This is a genomic window from Maribacter sp. TH_r10 (assembly GCF_033101095.1).
GTDB lineage: Bacteria > Bacteroidota > Bacteroidia > Flavobacteriales > Flavobacteriaceae > Maribacter_A > Maribacter_A luteus.
Genome location: NZ_JAWMPY010000001.1, coordinates 684721 through 702079 on the forward strand (window position 1 = coordinate 684721; position 17359 = coordinate 702079).

The 17359-nt window shown below is 39.4% G+C and carries 15 protein-coding genes; 4 read left to right on the forward strand and 11 right to left on the reverse strand.

Going from position 1 to position 17359, the window contains the following annotated elements; translation table 11 throughout:
- Positions 1-5 precede the first annotated feature (5 nt).
- From R3X28_RS02840 to R3X28_RS02855, 4 genes are all read left to right on the forward strand, one after another.
- A complete protein-coding gene (locus tag R3X28_RS02840) occupies positions 6-743 on the forward strand; it encodes a GntR family transcriptional regulator (protein WP_282053797.1) in 738 nt (245 codons plus the stop codon).
- Positions 744-754: 11 nt separating this feature from the next.
- Positions 755-1684 carry an ROK family protein gene (locus R3X28_RS02845; RefSeq protein WP_317662255.1) on the forward strand — a complete coding sequence of 310 codons (930 nt, stop codon included), beginning with the start codon at positions 755-757 and terminating at the stop codon, positions 1682-1684.
- 11 nt (positions 1685-1695) lie between these two features.
- Positions 1696-2862: an MFS transporter gene (locus tag R3X28_RS02850; protein ID WP_154363433.1), complete on the forward strand. Its 1167-nt coding sequence runs from the start codon at positions 1696-1698 to the stop codon at positions 2860-2862.
- A 101-nt stretch (positions 2863-2963) separates the two neighbouring features.
- On the forward strand, positions 2964-3431 hold the full coding sequence (locus R3X28_RS02855) for a CYTH domain-containing protein (protein ID WP_154363431.1): 468 nt from the start codon (positions 2964-2966) through the stop codon (positions 3429-3431).
- A 133-nt stretch (positions 3432-3564) separates the two neighbouring features.
- On the opposite strand, the gene R3X28_RS02860 is transcribed toward R3X28_RS02855, so the two are convergent.
- The 11 genes from R3X28_RS02860 to R3X28_RS02910 form a co-directional block, all read right to left on the reverse strand.
- On the reverse strand, positions 3565-4968 hold the full coding sequence (locus R3X28_RS02860; protein ID WP_154363429.1) for a TolC family protein: 1404 nt from the start codon (positions 4966-4968) through the stop codon (positions 3565-3567).
- Between the two features lie 2 nt (positions 4969-4970).
- The gene (locus R3X28_RS02865; protein ID WP_317662261.1) at positions 4971-8120 is read right to left on the reverse strand and encodes an efflux RND transporter permease subunit; all 3150 of its coding nucleotides are present in this window, start codon (positions 8118-8120) and stop codon (positions 4971-4973) included.
- A gap of 33 nt (positions 8121-8153) precedes the next feature.
- Positions 8154-9239, reverse strand: a complete 1086-nt coding sequence (locus R3X28_RS02870; protein ID WP_317662263.1) for an efflux RND transporter periplasmic adaptor subunit — start codon at positions 9237-9239, stop codon at positions 8154-8156.
- Positions 9240-9321: 82 nt separating this feature from the next.
- Positions 9322-9804 (reverse strand): GbsR/MarR family transcriptional regulator, encoded by a 483-nt coding sequence (locus tag R3X28_RS02875; protein ID WP_154363423.1) that lies wholly within the window; start codon positions 9802-9804, stop codon positions 9322-9324.
- Between the two features lie 182 nt (positions 9805-9986).
- Positions 9987-10382, reverse strand: coding sequence for a hypothetical protein (locus tag R3X28_RS02880; protein WP_317662266.1), 396 nt, complete (start codon positions 10380-10382; stop codon positions 9987-9989).
- Positions 10383-10391: 9 nt separating this feature from the next.
- A complete protein-coding gene (gene pheS / locus R3X28_RS02885; protein ID WP_154363419.1) occupies positions 10392-11411 on the reverse strand; it encodes a phenylalanine--tRNA ligase subunit alpha in 1020 nt (339 codons plus the stop codon).
- Positions 11412-11524: 113 nt separating this feature from the next.
- A complete protein-coding gene (locus R3X28_RS02890) occupies positions 11525-13390 on the reverse strand; it encodes a SulP family inorganic anion transporter (protein ID WP_317662269.1) in 1866 nt (621 codons plus the stop codon).
- Positions 13391-13480: 90 nt separating this feature from the next.
- On the reverse strand, positions 13481-14107 hold the full coding sequence (locus R3X28_RS02895) for a carbonic anhydrase (protein WP_154363416.1): 627 nt from the start codon (positions 14105-14107) through the stop codon (positions 13481-13483).
- 99 nt (positions 14108-14206) lie between these two features.
- Positions 14207-14836, reverse strand: coding sequence for a carbonic anhydrase family protein (locus R3X28_RS02900; RefSeq protein WP_154363414.1), 630 nt, complete (start codon positions 14834-14836; stop codon positions 14207-14209).
- The gene (locus tag R3X28_RS02905) at positions 14833-15708 is read right to left on the reverse strand and encodes a universal stress protein (protein WP_317662273.1); all 876 of its coding nucleotides are present in this window, start codon (positions 15706-15708) and stop codon (positions 14833-14835) included. The genes R3X28_RS02900 and R3X28_RS02905 overlap by 4 nt, the downstream gene beginning before the upstream one ends.
- A 23-nt stretch (positions 15709-15731) precedes the next feature.
- Positions 15732-17324, reverse strand: coding sequence for a SulP family inorganic anion transporter (locus R3X28_RS02910; protein WP_317662275.1), 1593 nt, complete (start codon positions 17322-17324; stop codon positions 15732-15734).
- Between the last annotated feature and the right edge of the window lie 35 nt (positions 17325-17359).

Below are 17359 nucleotides of genomic sequence, written 5' to 3' on the forward strand. Positions count from 1 at the left end.
TGGTTATGGACTTTAAATTAGACCAAAATAGCCCAGTACCGCTACATGCACAGATTGAGGCATACCTTAGATCTTTAATCGTGCAAGAAGACTATAGAAGCGGAAAACTTTTCTTACCCAAAGAAGTGACCCTGGCTAAGAAGTTAGGGGTATCCCGGAACACGGTTCGCCAAGCTGTAAACACTTTGGTTCAAGAACAACTCATTGAACGTAAAAAAGGGGTCGGCACCAAAGTCCTCAACAAAAAAATCGCTACACGACTTGATAATTGGATCAGTTTCACCAAAGAAATGGATAAACTAGGAATTGAAGTCGTTAATTATTTAGTTAAAATTTCATTTGAAATCGCACCGGACGAAGTTTATGAAGCCTTGTCCGTATCCAATTCAAAGAAAATCTGGAAGCTCGAGAAAGTACGTGGGTCAAAAGAGGCAAAGTACCTATATTCCGTATCCTATTTTCATCCAAGGGTGGGGATAACAGGGGAAGAGGACTTCATTACTCCGCTATATGAACTATTGGAAACCGAACATGATACCATCGTTGCAACGTCCAAAGAGCGGTTAAGCGCCATAAAAGCAGATCAAGAATTGGTTTCCACCTTGGATCTAACTCCAGAAGTACCTATTTTAAAAAGAGAGCGATTGGTATGCGACCCTGGGGAGAGACCAGTCGAATTCAATATCGTATTCTATAATACCGATTACTTTACTTACGATATTGAAATAAAAAGAGAATTCTAAATAAAATTAATATGACCGATCAAATAGCAATAGGGGCAGATATTGGCGGAAGCCATATTACTAGCGCAGCTGTTAATTTAAGAACCTTTGAAATTCTTGAAAATACGACGTTTTCTGCAAAAATAGACAATAAGGCATCGAAGGATGTTATTATGCAGGATTGGGCCAAGGCCATTAATAAGTCCATTGAAAGTGTTTCAATGCAGACCAAGGCAGATATCGGATTCGCGATACCGGGCCCTTTCAATTATAAAACAGGGGTTGCCATGTTCGAAGGGGATAATGATAAGTATGAAAGCTTACATAATGTTTCAGTGCCCGAAGAACTACCAAAATTCATCAATAGCGAAAAAGTAAATCTAAGGTTTCTGAACGATGCCACTTCTTTTGGTGTAGGGGTTTCTACACAAGGTAAGGCCAGAAAATGCAAAAAGGTTATCGTTGTAACCTTGGGTACGGGATTTGGTTCTGCTTTTATCAGCAATGGAGTTCCACAAGTAAATTCCAATGACGTTCCCCAAGATGGTTGTTTATGGGACAAACCTTATAAAACGGGTATCAGCGATGATTATTTTTCTACCCGTTGGTGTATTGAACGGTACTTTGAACTTACCTCCCAACGTGTAAAGGGTGTAAAGGAAATCGCTGCTGCAGATACCGATGAATCTAGAAAAGTTTTCACTGAATTCGGTGCTAATATGGCAGAATTCATGATACCGTTCGTTAAAAAGTTTCAAGCGGAAATCATAGTCATGGGCGGTAATATCTCAAAGGCCAGTGACCTTTTCTTGCCTAAATTAAAGAACGATTTGGAAAAGGCAGGTTTACAGTTAGAGTTTGAAGTGTCTCCTTTGTTAGAAGACGCGGCCATAATAGGTAGTGCCAAACTTTTTGTGAACGACTTTTGGAATGTAGTGAAAAATGAACTCCCTGAAATTTAAAACAATTATATATGGCTACCAATAAAATACAACTGAACAAATTTTTCCCAGTATTCCTGACCTTCATTATTATGGGGTTTGTTGATATCGTGGGCGTTTCAACAGGATACGTACAGAAAGATTTCGACCTTTCGGATTCCATGGCACAGTTTATCCCGTCCATGGTGTTCATATGGTTTTTCGTCTTTTCAATTCCCGTAGGTGTACTACAAGATAAAATAGGGAAAAAGAAAATGATGAACTTAGGAATTATGATTACTATTTTTGGACTGATCCTACCGTTTATTCACTACTCTTTTGTGGTTATTTTAATAGCCTTTGTCTTTATGGGAATCGGTAATACCATTGTACAGGTCGCCGCAAGTCCATTGTTACAAGAGGTGACCCCCAAGGAGAAACTCTCGAGTTTTTTAAGTCTATCCCAGTTCATGAAGGCCATTACCTCGCTAACAGGACCTATCATTGCAACTTATATGGCTATTACCTATGATAAATGGATTCTTGTATTCGCTGTATATGCATTATTATCTTTAGCCAATTTGCTTTGGCTTTCAGGTACCAAGATAGATGAGAGCATAAAGTCTGAAACTCCGGCTACTTTCGCATCGTGCATGAAACTGCTTACCAATAAGTTTGTACTTGCCATGGTAATCGCGATATTCCTTATTGTTGGTGCCGATGTAGGAATGAACTCGAACATTCAGGGCTTTCTCATGAAGCTTCACGGACTAACGTTGGAAAACGCATCTTACGGTATAAGTGTTTATTTTACGGCCTTAATGATCAGTAGGTTCGTAGGGGCCATTTTACTCCAATTCCTAAAACCTATTTTCTTTTTGGTAACTACTACGATATTGGCTATTATAGGCACTCTAATGATCATGTTCTCCGCTACCGAAATGATGGCTTATATCGGTATTTTCATTGTTGGCCTTGGAGCGGGTAACTTATTTCCTTTAATATTCTCTATCGCCATAAATAAAATGCCCTCAAGGTCTAATGAAATTTCCGGGTTGTTGATCATGGCAATCGTAGGTGGGGCTGTAATCCCTCCAATTATGGGCTTTGTTAGTTCCAGCTACGGGATTATGGGAAGCCTTATAGTATTGGTTGCATGTTTTGCATATATGTTGATCATACCGTTTACCGCCAAGCAGGATAAGGTAGAAAAGGCCTAGCTCTTAAAAAAGAATCAATTTAATATTCCAAGAATCCCCATAAAGTTTATGGGGATTTTTGCTTTCATTTACATACTTTTAGTTTTGAAGACTTGTTGATTATGGTAGAAATTGAGCGTAAGTATTTGGTTAAGGACATCTCCTATAGAGAAGTTGCAATCTCACGAAAGAGGATAGTTCAAGGATTTCTTAATACCGATCCCGATAGAACGGTACGTGTGCGGATTAAGGGTGATGAGGGTTTCTTGACCGTTAAGGGTATTTCCAATGCGTCGGGCACTACGAGATTTGAATGGGAAACGGGAATTAAGGTTGAGGAAGCAGAGGCGTTACTACAGCTTTGTGAACCATCGGTAATAGATAAAACAAGGTATGAAATCCCAATGGGAAAGTATTTATTTGAGGTGGATGAATTTCATGGGGACAATGAGGGGTTGATCATCGCCGAAATAGAATTGGATAATGAAAATGATTTTTTTGAACGCCCCGATTGGCTTGGGGAGGAAGTTACTGGTGATATCAAATATTATAATTCACAATTAAGCAAAAATCCTTTTACTGGATGGTAGCGTTTTAACCATAAAATAAACCCTTTAACATGAGTCGATTTGAGTCATGCCAAAGGGTTTTCATTTCCTTTTTCAATAGTTTCTTATACTTGGTTTAACCTATTTTTCAGGTTAATAACCATCGAATTAATCGTTATTGCCATCCGCCGCCCAATGAGCGATATAATTCCACGGTTGCAGATAATTGCGAAAGCTTGTTGCTTACCAGGTTTAACTCGGCATTCAAGGCATTTTCACGAGCTGTAAGCAAATCCAAATAGGTTAAATAGCCACTGTTCAATAATTCTTGGGAATTATCCTCAGCCCTACGTAATGCTACGACCTGTTTAGAGATGTATGTTTCTTTTTCAAGGGATATATTATAATCATACAACGCTTCTGAAACTTCTTTTCCTGCAACTAAAAGAGTCTTTTTAAAGTTCAATAACGCTTGTTCCTGATTGGCTTTTGATACCTCGTAGGCAGTTCTTACCTTTCTCCCATTGAATATGGGTTGGGTAAGACCTCCGACCAAGTTTGCGAAAATAGAACTGGAATCTATCCAATTATCCAACTCCAAGCTTTGAAATCCACTACTTGCTGAAAGGGTAATCGAAGGATAAAAATTACTTCTTGCTACATTCGTAAGTTCAAAACTATTCACTAGGGCATATTCGGCCTGTAAAATATCTGGCCGATTTCTCAATAATAAAGAAGGAACGCCCAATTTCATTTCATTGGCCAAGGTTTGGTCTTCTAGGGTACTCCTTGGATAGGATTGTGGTTCTTCACCTAAAAGAAGACTTAAAGAGTTTTCGGCAATGAACAACGAATTTTTAAGATCTAACAGTTGACTTTGAGCACTGTAAAGTTGTGCGGCTGTTTGATCTACACCTACTTGGTTTGCTTGTCCCGCCTCTTTCAGATCCTTTATGGTCTCCAAACTTTTGGATCGGTTTATTATTGTTTCCTCGGTTACCTTTATCTGTTGGTCAAGTGCGAGTATTTGATAATATGTAGCGGCAATGTTCGCGACCAAATCCGTTTTTACCGCTTTGTGGGCGGCAACGGTCTGTAAATAGCTGGCATCACTTGCTCTTTTATTGCTCCTTATCTTGCCCCAGATATCTGCTTCCCAGGATAAAGCCCCGGTAATATCGAATTGATTATAAGGCTCGGTGAAAAAACTTCCGAATTGGCCATTTTCACTGTTCCTGGCGGTTCTTGTAGCTGTGGCAGAAGCGTTCAAGGTAGGAAAGTATCCCATTTTCCCCTGTTTAACATAGGCTTCGGCCGCATTGATATTCTGCAAGGCGATTCTAATATCCAAATTGTTCTCCAGACCTTTTTCAATATACCCTTTTAGATACTCATCGGTAAAAAGGTCTTTGTAAGAGACCGAAGCGAACGATACGCTGTCTTTTGGCAGCTGATCGGTCCTAAAAAGATTCTCTGTCTCAATTGTCGGCCTTTCATAGGTTTTCGCCACAAAACATGATTGCAGTAAAAGAGGAAGAAAAGCGACTAGTATAAGTTTGTTCGTTACTATTTTTTTCATCGTTATTGTTCTTTTATTTCTGGAATTTCTTGATCGGGGGCACCTGTTATCTTTTCTTGTAGTGATTGGAAAATCACGTAAAGTGCAGGAATTATCAATATCCCGAATAGGGTTCCGATAAGCATACCCCCAACAGCACTCATACCTATAGAACGGTTTCCTACGGCACCGATACCGGTTGATAAGGCCAGCGGCAATAAACCGAATATAAAGGCGAAGGATGTCATTAATATAGGTCGGAGTCTTGCTTTGGCACCATCGATAGCAGATGCCATTATCGACATTCCGTGTTTTCTACGTTGCAATGCAAATTCAACAATTAGAATCGCATTCTTGGATAGAAGCCCGATCAACATGATCAATGCAATCTGGAAATAGATATTATTCTCTAAACCGGCGAAATTAATAAACGCAATTGCGCCCGCTATACCAACGGGTAGTGATAGTAAAATGGAGAATGGCAAAATATAGGATTCATATTGGGCACTTAGCAAGAAATAAACGAACACCAAACTCAATATGAAAATAAGGATGGTCTGGTTCCCAGCACTGTTTTCTTCCTTGGTAAGACCAGAATATTCATATGTATAATTGTTCGGCAAAACCTTTGAGGACACTTCTTCAATGGCCTTGATGGCATCTCCGGTACTGTAGCCTGGATTTAAGGCCCCATTGATTTTCACTGAACTTAGCAAATTGAACCTGCTAACCACTTCTGGACCATAAATTTTCTTCAAGGTCACGAATTGTGATACCGGAACGGATTCACCCATGTTGTTCGTTACGTACATATGGTTCAGCGAACCTTCATCAGCCCTATCTTCTGGTTTTGACTGGATCATGACGCGGTATTGCTTCCCGAATTTGTTGAAATCCGTAGTATATAATCCACCATAATATCCCTGCATCGCATTAAAGACATCAGTAACGGCCAAACCGGCTGATTTGGTTTTTTCAATATCTACCTGCAGCTCATACTGGGGAAAGTTAGGATTGAACTGTGTAATGGCATACTGAACTTCTGGTCTTGCATTTAACGCGGCCAAAAATTCATTCGTGGTATTTCCTACCGTTTGCCAATCGTCGGCATCCTTACTTTGTAGATTCAATTCAAAACCTGTTGAATTACCGAAACCCTGTACACTTGGAGGTGTAAAGAAGAGAATACGAGCATCTTTTAGTCCAGCCGTTTGAGCAAAAAGACTACCAACAACAGCTTGTACGGATTCGGAAGGCTCTTTTCTTTCGTCCCAGTTTTTAAGACGCAATACGGAGAAACCATAAGAACCCCCATTAACCCCGTTCAATAAACTGAAACCTGTGACGTTCATTCTTGATTCAATAATATCCATCGAGGCATAAATTGAATCCAGCTTTTTGACTGTTTTCTGGGTTTGTTCCAATGTCGTACCAGCGGGCATGCTTACATCGGCCATGATAAGTCCCCTATCCTCATTGGGAATGAACCCTGTAGGAGTGGTTTGGAATAATAGGATTGTTACACCAGTGAAAATAACAAGTATGGCCACAGTGACCCATTTTCTTTTGGCAATGAACTTTACCGAACCGACATATTTATCGGTAATGGCACCGAACCCAGTATTGAACGCATTAAAGAACCGGTGTTTTAAACTTTTATCATGATTTTCAGAATCTTTATGTGGCTTTAAAAATAGAGCGGCCAATGCCGGACTCAATGTTAAGGCGTTCACGGCAGAGATTACAATGGCAATGGCCAAGGTAATACCGAACTGTTGGTAGAAAACCCCTGAGGATCCGCTAATAAATGAAACCGGAATAAATACGGCTGACATAACCAAGGTAATCGATATGATGGCCCCGGAAATTTCGGACATAGCCGTTTTTGTTGCTGTTTTAGCATTGGGAGCACCTTCTTCCATTTTGGCATGTACCGCCTCGACTACCACAATGGCATCATCGACGACAATACCAATGGCGAGTATCATGGCGAAAAGGGTCAACATGTTAATCGAATAGCCAAAGAGCGATAAGAAGAAGAACGTACCTACAATGGCCACAGGTACTGCTATGGCCGGGATCAATGTAGACCTAAAATCCTGTAAGAATAGGAAAACCACGACGAATACCAATAAAAATGCTTCAATCAATGTTTGCACCACGTGCGAGATAGAGGCATCAAGGAAATCCTTGGTATTGTAAGGGATTACATAATCCACTCCTTTAGGGAAATCCGCCTTACTTTCACTTAAGATATTTTCAATTTGGGTTATGATATCGTTCGCATTGGAACCGGAAGTTTGGAATACACCGACAGCGGTACCGGGTTTTCCCATACCTTCATTCTTGGTACCATAATTAAAGGCACCAAGTTCAATTTCAGCCACATCCTTCAAACGTAGAAATTGGCCATTATCCTGGGCTTTGAGAATAATATCCTCATATTCGGATATTTCGGAAAGCCGGCCTTTATATTTTAGAACATATTCAAATACACCATCTGCATTTTCCCCGATTTTACCTGTTGCAGCTTCAAGATTTTGCTCAACAAGTGCACTTTGGATATCCGAAGGCATAAGTTTATAGGCTGCCATCTTATCGGGTTTTAACCAAATACGCATGGAATAATCTTTGGATCCGAAAACCGTTACGTTACCTACACCTTCAATACGTTGTAGCTTGGGCACCAAGTTTATACGCGCATAGTTTTCAACGAAAGTGGCATCATAATCCTCATTGTCAGAAAACAAGGAGAAAAACAATAAGGCACTGGTTTGTGATTTTTGCGTTACCACCCCTGTTTTTGTAACAGCTTCTGGCAAAACACTGTTGGCGCGAGCAACTCTATTCTGTACGTTTACCGCAGCAATATCGGGGTCTGTACCCAACTTAAAATAGACGTTTATGGTGGCAGCACCGTCATTACTGGCATTCGATGTCATATAAGTCATTCCCTCGACACCGTTGATCTGTTCCTCTAACGGAATTACGACACTGTTTAATACGGTTTCAGCGTTTGCCCCGGTATAGGTTGTTGTAACCTGTACTGTTGGGGGTGCAATTTCTGGATATTGTTCAATGGGCAGGGAAGTTAGACCCAAGATACCGAGAATAACTATGATGACCGATATCACCGTAGATAGTACGGGACGATCTATAAATCTTTGAAACATGTTATTTTGATTATAGGTTGTTGATCAGATATTTTACTTGATGGGATTAATTGCCATTCCATCCCTCAATTTGGAGACACCTTCGGTAACTATAGTAGTTCCGGGCTCCAAACCACTTGTAACAATGAAACCTTTTTCGGTATTGGCCGAGATTTGAATGGGCTTTGTGGTAACCGTATTGTCATCTTTAACGATGAATATCAGTTTGTTTCCTTGTAAATCGATTGTGGCCGCTTGCGGAATTTCAAAGGAATCTTTATAGAGATAGGGGATTTTTATTTTCCCTGTGCTACCACTTGTCAATAGATTGTTGGGGTTTTTAAAATCAACCCTTGCAGTGGCACTCCCTGTTGTACTGTTTATAATGGTGTTTACCATGGCTATTTTCCCTGGCTCTGAATATTCCTTACCATTGATCATTACCAATTTAACATCGTTCGCTTTTTCAAAATCGAATTGGTTTTTACTACTTGTAGGTATAGATTCCTTAAATTTCAAGAGTTCCTTTTCACTTAGGGAGAAGTAGGCACGAACTTCACTTATGTCTGAAACCGTTGTTAAGGGATTAGCCATGGCAGAACTTACCAAAGCCCCTGTCTTATAGGGTATTTCCCCTATAAAACCATCTACCGGACTTGTGATTCGCGAATAATTGATGTTAGAGGTTACACTTTCATAATTACTGATGGCTTGTTTCAATTGGGCTTTTGCAGTCTCCAATTGAACTGGACTGATAATGTTTTTTTCTACCAATGGTCTCAGCTTGTCTACTTCTACTTGGGCGACATTTACTGCGGCTTTAGCAGCATTGGCATCTTGATTCAAGGTTTGTGTCTCCAGTTTGAACAATAATTGCCCCTTTTTTATTTTCTGTCCTTCTTCTACATATATGTCTTGTATAAAACCAGAAACTTTTGGCCATATTTCTACGTTCTGCTTGCCTTCAAGGGTAGTTGAAAATTCATTGAAGATGGTCAAATCTTGTTTTTTCAGCTGGCTTACCTTTAAACTGGGTGCCGGCATTGTTGGACCACCCTGTGATCCTTCGGGAACTTTCCCGAAACACGAACTTAAAAGTACTAATAGGCTTAGTGAACTAATGATTGATATTTTTCTCATTTTAAATTGGATGCTTAAATTTGTATTAAAGTTTTGTTAATTCTGTTAGTTCGGTATAAAACGAACTAAAATGATAAAAAAATTATTCTTTTAATGCATTGAGTTGATTGATGGTTTTTTGGAAAATATCTTTGTTTTCTTTTAAGCAGGTCATATATATTTTCTTCATTTTTTGGGTTGATTTAAATTTTTCAGGATTGAATTTTTTGTTGTAAGCTGCTACTTTATCCATTATTTTCTCTTCATTCTCTAATTGTTTAAGAGCTCTGGACAATTTTTTAACCATAAAGGAATCCTTTTCAGCTACGGTATAGTACCTTTTTCTATCCCTTGATTTCGTAAAATATTTAATAAAGCCCATTTGTAATAAAAGATTGAGCGATGTTGATATTGAACTTTTACTTGCTCCTCTTCTTGTTAAACAATCATCAAAGGTCAACCCGTCTTCTTCTGTCATAACCAATGAGGCAAAGATGCGGGCAGATAAAGGAGCCAAGGAATATTCATTTTCAAAATGAATTCCTAAATCTTCTATAAGTTCCCTTCTGTATTCTTCCTTATCCATAATGTCAAGAATTGAAGGTGCAAAGATATAGTTAGTTCGGAAGTAACCAAACCAAACGAAATTAATTTTATGTTAAATTTTTAAGAGTGTTGGGGTTTAAAGGAAACAAATGTTGAATTTACCCCTGTTAAAGGGGTATTCGGCTACCCTTAATTAAGGAACTTTTTTGTCAGGATTATTGTTTATTGCCCTAAAATCCCTGGTTGGTTCATTAGCGGAACCTTGATTACAAGATTTTCGTCTATTGAATTTTTCTTAAAAAGAAATTTCTTTTCATATAATTTGCCGTCGGCAAAGAAGGTAAGATAGAATTCATTGTTCAATTGCAGAACATCATCTTGTACTAGTTCTATCTTGGCATAAGATTTCGGGTGCATAAAAGCGATAGAATGCCTCATGGTTGAGGTTTTTCTATTCCCTTCGTATCCTTTGGAAACCACTAGTGCCATCTCTATCGGTGAATTACGGTCATTCAGGATATAGGCGTTCCATTTTTTTGCCAAAAAATCATCGTTCCATTCCTGGATCATCGCAATATAGACGTTTTTTACGATCGGTATTTCTATGTCCTTCTTCAAGAGGGAAAATTATAGTGTGCTTTTGAATTGTTCTAAGAAACGAACATCATTTTCACTCAATAAACGAATATCTGATATTTGATGCAGTAATAAAGCAATTCGGTCAATACCCATTCCAAAGGCAAAACCGGAGTATTCTTTAGAGTCGATTCCACAATTTTCAAGAACATTGGGGTCTACCATTCCGCAACCCATGATCTCTAACCATCCCGTACCTTTGGTCATTTTGTAGTCCGTTTCGGTTTCAAGGCCCCAGTATACATCAACTTCGGCACTTGGTTCGGTAAAAGGGAAATAAGAAGGGCGTAATCTGATCTTGGATTTTCCGAACAATTCCGTTGTAAAGAATTGTAAGGTCTGTTTTAGGTCGGCAAAAGAAACGTCCTTATCAATATACAATCCTTCCACTTGGTGAAAGAAGCAGTGTGAACGGGCAGATATGGCCTCGTTACGATATACACGACCTGGCGATATGGTTCTAATCGGTGGTTTATTGTTCTCCATATATCTTACCTGTACCGATGAGGTATGGGTACGCAAAAGGATATCTGGATCGGTCTGGATAAAAAAGGTATCCTGCATATCCCTTGCAGGATGATATTCTGGCAAGTTAAGAGCGGTGAAATTATGCCAATCATCCTCGATTTCAGGTCCTTCGGATACATTGAAACCTATTCGTGAAAAAATATCGATGATTTGGTTTTTCACTATGGAGATAGGGTGTCTGGCACCTAGGGCCATAGCCTCTCCCGGTCTGGTCAAATCACCATATTTACCGGCTTCCTCTGTTTTGCTTTCCAAGGCTTCCTTAAGCAAGTTCACTTTTTCGGTTGCATTGATCTTAAGGGTGTTGATGGTTTGCCCAAACTCTTTTTTTTGATCATTGGGTACATTCTTAAACTCGGCGAAAAATTCGTTCAACAGGCCTTTTTTCCCTAAATACTTAATTCGGAAGGCTTCAATTGCATCTTTGGTGTCAGCAGTGAATTTTTCAACTTCTGATATATGTTCCTTTATTTTATCGATCATGATATATAAGTAAGGGGCAAATTTAAAATATTATATGTAGTGATGTAAGAATTTAATCAATAAAAAAACCGTGCTTAGGGTCATAGCACGGTTAAATAAGGCATTTACAAAGTTCAATACTCGTCCTTTACATGATTTTTGATCCATGTTGTACAATGGTCAAAGTCCTCAAAAATATGTTCTTCGGGTATAAAATCGGGAATAATGTCGATACGTTCCATCATATATCGAGGTTGGCGTTGTAGATCGACAAAGAGAACAGTGATTTTGTTTTTGTTCAATTCCTGTAAAACGTCTTCCATGGCATATAGTCCAGATTGGTCCATGTACTGCATACGATCTAAACGTATGATTACATAGGAGGCCGTTTCTGGAATTTGATCTGCCAATGCTTGGAATTCATTGGTAGAACCGAAGAACAACGGGCCTTTGACGTGTTTAATATATACCTCTTCAATAAGGTTTTTGGGGAAATTAGCTTCATCTGACCATCCTTTTTCCTTGCCAAGGGTCTTAACATCGGATCTTTCCGCTGTAAGGTCACCCATTTGTTTCATGAACATAAGGGAAGCGATAACCAGTCCTACCCCTACGGCATAAACCAAGTTCCAGACCGAGGAAAGAACCAATACCACTAACATGATGACCACCTCTGAACTGAATTTTAAAGGGCCTAATTTTAAATCTTTTGGCATACTGGGAATAGCTTTTAAACCTTTATAGTCCATAACCCCTATTCCTACGGTCACTAGAATCCCCGCTAGGACGGCAGCTGGTATTTGAGAGGCTACAGGTCCTAAGGACAATAAGATGATTAACAATAATAACCCGGCGACCATACCTGATAATTTGGTTTTACCGCCAGCATTAATGTTAACTACTGTTCTGATTGTGGCACCTGCTCCGGGAATACCTCCAAAAATGGCACCGATACTGTTTCCGATACCTTGGCCGACCAGTTCTTTGTTGGGATTGTGCTTGGTTTTTGTCATATTATCCGCTACGACCGAGGTCAATAGGGAGTCAATAGCTCCCAATAAGGCCAAAGTAAGGGCCGTAAAAAAATAAGGGGTGACCGTACTGAGCTTAAATTCGGTAAATATTTCAAGATTGGGTAAAGGAAAACCACTGGGGATTTCTTCTATAGGCCTGTAATCCAATCCAAAACCATAAGCTACCCCCGAGACTACCACCAAGGCCACCAAGGCACTAGGTATAGCGGTGGTGATACGCTTAAAGCCATAAATGATTATTATTGTTGATAGGGCCAAAATTAATTCGATCCAATTAATATTTTGCAATGCCCTCGGAAGTACTTTGATCGAACCGATTACTCCTGATGCTTCCGCTTTGGCAAGTGTTCGTGCTTCTTTGAGCATATCGTCTTCAGTGATGCCTTTTGCCCTTTTAATGGTTTCCTCAAAATCCTCAAGTACCAGAATACCCTCACCGGCCTCATCTTTAAGGATATTATCAAGAATTATTTCTTCTGCTTGTGGCTTAAACTGTTCTACAAAAGCATCATCCTCCTTTGGGTAGTATCCGATAGCAGGTAAAATTTGGGTTACCAATATAATTACACCAATGGCGGTCATGAACCCGGAAACCACGGGGTATGGTATATAACGAATGTACTTACCTACGCCGATTAAGCCAAGCACTATTTGCATTAACCCGGCAAGAAGGAATATGAGAAGAATTGCAGGAAGTGCTTTTTCTACACTACCGTCATAAATAGCGATAATACCAGCTATTACCACCATACTTACGGCGGTCATAGGAGCGGTAGGCCCTGATATCTGTGTATTCGTACCTCCGAAAAGTGCAGCAAAAAAACTAATGAATATAGCCCCGTAAAGACCGGCGCTAGGTCCCAAACCGGAACTTACCCCAAATGCCAATGCAAGGGGTAGGGCTACAATACCTGCGGTAATTCCCCCGAACAAATCGCCCCTTAGATTCGTAAATAGATTTTTCATATGGCTTGTTTTCTATTTGAATTTAGAATATAAGATTTTTCAATTCAAAAGCCAAGATTGCATGGCTTCCTTTTACAATAAAATCAGTGACTAATCTAAGTGGTAGATTTCCATTATATCTTTTAAATACCCTTCAAAATCGATTTTTAGGTCAATCAACTTCCCTGTATGAATATCAAATACCCAACCATGGACTTTGAGACCACGTTCTCGAAAGGCTTTTTGCACAGCTGCCGTTTTAATCAGGTTAACACACTGTTCCTTAACATTGAGTTCTACCAGGCGGTCATATTTTTCTGTATTTTCTTCGATTGCATTAAGCTCGGCCCTATGAATACGGTATACGTCCCTTATGTTACGTAACCAAGGGTTCAGAATTCCCAAGTCTGCAGATTCCATGGCCGCTTGAACGCCTCCGCAAGCATAATGCCCACAGACCACTATTTGTTTCACTTTTAAATGATCTACCGCATAATTGATTACCGACATCGCATTTAAATCAATACTTATGACCATATTGGCGATATTCCTGTGTACGAAAACTTCTCCAGGTTCGGCTCCCATCAATTCCTCGGCAGTAACCCTACTGTCAGAACAGCCGATATACAAAAGTTCGGGCTTTTGTCCTTGCCCCATTTTTTTAAAATAGTCAGAGTCCGTTGAAAGCCTTTCCGCTATCCAATTCTTATTGTTTTCAAATACAGTATCTATGTTCATAATTGCAGTTAACGGGATTAATAAAGGAAAGATAGGTAATAAAGCCCATACTAATTTAGTATGGGCTATATAATAAAATATTCAATGAAAAATTAAATGCTACTCATAAAATTCAACTGCACCAGTAGAGATATCGTACATGGCCCCTATGATCTTAATCTCTCCATTAGATTCCATTTCAGAAAGGATTTTACTCCGTTCATGAATATTCTCAATGGTAAGTTCAACGTTTTTTGCAGATACATTATCTACAAATTCCAAGTTCTTCGAATTACGAAGATTCTCATCCTTAGGTTCCTTTACGGCAGCTACTGCAGGTTCTATTTTATTGATCAGAGCCGTTAAATTACCCATACGGGCATGGTCACAAGCTCCTTTGACCGCTCCACAGCTAGTATGCCCTAGAACAACGACAAGTTTGGTTCCTGCCAATTTACAGGCAAATTCCATGCTTCCTAGAATATCCTCGTTCACGAAATTCCCTGCAATACGAACGCTGAATATATCGCCCAATCCTTGGTCGAACACAAGCTCAGCGGAAACCCTGGAATCAATACAACTTAAAATGGTCGCGAACGGAAATTGTCCGTCACTGGTATCGTTAACCTGTTCTAAAAGGTTCCTGTTCGCTTTAAGGTTATTTTGAAAACGCTGATTCCCTTCCTTTAAAAATTGCAAGGATTTTGCAGGCGTCATTGTAGCTTGTGTTTCTTTTGTGTGTGCTTTCATACTATACTTTTATTAAGTTTTTTTTTATCTTTTACATTTGAATTTTCAATGGATGCCCCACTTTTCTCGGGGAACATGAGATTGGTATCCATTTTACCAATGACCCTTCTCAAATCGGAAGGGATAGAATTACTTGTTTTTGTCCCAAATCCCTTTTCCCTGTCAACAAAAAGTAAATTGATATTGTTTTTATTAATATACTTGGTAAGGTTATTCAAAGCGTTATCGCTATGTTTAAAAACATAATCCACCGTTTTCTTGTCAGAAGTAGGTTGTGCAGTATCGGTATTATTTGATGTTTCCTTAACGAATTTATAGTTCTTTAGCGGTTTATCACTGTAGGCCATCAATTCCGTTGGTAATGATTTATTCATTAAAGATTCGGAACCATTGAGAATGCCCAATGAAATTGGATTGTTGGTATCTAGAACATTTTTGTCGTTGGTTACCATTATATTTCCGGGAAAACGTTTTAGGACGAACGCGTTAATACTATCACCCAAAATCTGGAACGGTTTTGTTTTCCTTTTCCCCAACACCACGATATTTGGTTTATGCTCGTCTAAATACCGGGTAATCTCATTTTTTACGTTTCCGACGGCGTATGAATAATTGATTTCAATACCATACTCCTTGGCTATCGGAGCTAATGTTTTACTCAAAGTACTATTGCTCTTGGTTTGAACTGAATTTATAGATCTCATGGCGGACAGTTGGTTTTCTTTCTCTACTATTTCAGTAGGTTTAAGAACACTGAAAACCTCTATTTCCCCATGTATCATTTTAGCCAGACTAACAGCACTTTTCAACGTGGTTTGCATCGTGTCTTTCATATCTGAAAGTACGACGATTTTATATTTTTTTGTTTTCATTTTTAAAAATCTTTTTGAGATGATTAACTAAGGCTTAATTCTGATTTAGGCCTGCTTTCAAAAAACTCTACGAAGCTCGTCGGATTCTCTACAACACCCCTTTTGGATACCAATTTAATATCGATGTTCCGTTCTTTCGCCTTAAAGGCAAAGTCTTCCAATATTTCGATAATATCATTATCTAAGTATCTGGTTTTCAGTAAATCAAGTTCTAGATAGGTGTCTTGTGGCAAACTATCCAATTCTTTAAGGATTGCACCTTTATTAAAAAAGGTCACCTCCTCGGCCAAGGTCATTTTTATTTTATGCTTACCGTTACTTTTGTCCTCTATATGAAGGAAATGTGAATTTTGGTAGCTTTTTAAAAGAATCACTACAATACCGACTCCAAGGCCAAGACCTATACCTACCAATAAATCGGTGAAAACAATGCCGACTACAGTGACGATAAAAGGTACGAATTGTTTCCATCCTAAGTTGTACATTTTCTTGAACAAAGTAGGTTTTGCCAATTTAAAACCGACAATGAATAGGACCGCTGCCAAGACCGATAAAGGAATCATGTTCAATAATCTTGGAATGAGAATTACAGATATTAGTAGAAGGAAGCCATGAATAATGGCCGATAGCTTGGTTCTTCCCCCAGACTGTATATTGGCCGAACTACGAACGATTACCTGGGTTATGGGCAGTCCGCCGATCATACCGGAAATAATGTTTCCTGTTCCCTGTGCGAGAAGTTCCCGATTCGTGGGGGTTACGTTCTTATGGGGATCCAACTTGTCCGTTGCTTCGACACACAATAATGTCTCAAGACTCGCTACCAGCGCAATTGTAAAGGCAGTGACCCATATTTCAGGATTGGTAATGGCCCCGAAGTTCGGAAAACTGAACTGGGCCAAAAATGAGGATGCATCTTCAGGAATGGGAACACTGACCAAATGGTCTTTTGAAATGGAAAGGGTCTCATGGCCTTGGGTAATAATATAAAAAATAATACCGATGGCTACCGCGACCAAAGGTCCTTGGATCAACTGGAATATTTTCCCTTTCTTTGAAAGTACCTTATCCCACAAAAGAAGAATGGCCAAGCCTATAATAGCAACTAATGTAGCTCCAGGACTTATATTGTTTATTGTTCCTAGAATTTCGGAAAAGGTGTTTTCACCATCTACTTGAAAAAAGGCCCAATCGCCTTCAGGGTCAGAATCATATCCGAAAAAATGGGGAATCTGTTTTAAAATGATGATGATACCGATACCGGTTAGCATCCCTTTAATTACCGAGGAAGGAAAATAATATCCAATGACCCCGGCTTTTAAGACGCCGAAAATCAATTGTATTACACCTCCCAGTACCACAGCGACCAAAAAGTTTTCATAACCGCCCAAGGCACCTATGGCGGTAAGGACTATTGCGGCCAAACCTGCAGCCGGACCACTAACACCTATTTTCGAACCACTTAGGGCACCTACAATAACACCACCTACGATACCAGAAATCAAACCGGAAAATAATGGGGCACCACTGGCCAAAGCAATACCTAGACATAAGGGCAATGCCACAAAAAATACCACGACACTTGCGGGAAGGTCGTTTTTAATATATTTAAACATATTCGTAATAAAATTTTTGTCCCCAAATGACTTGA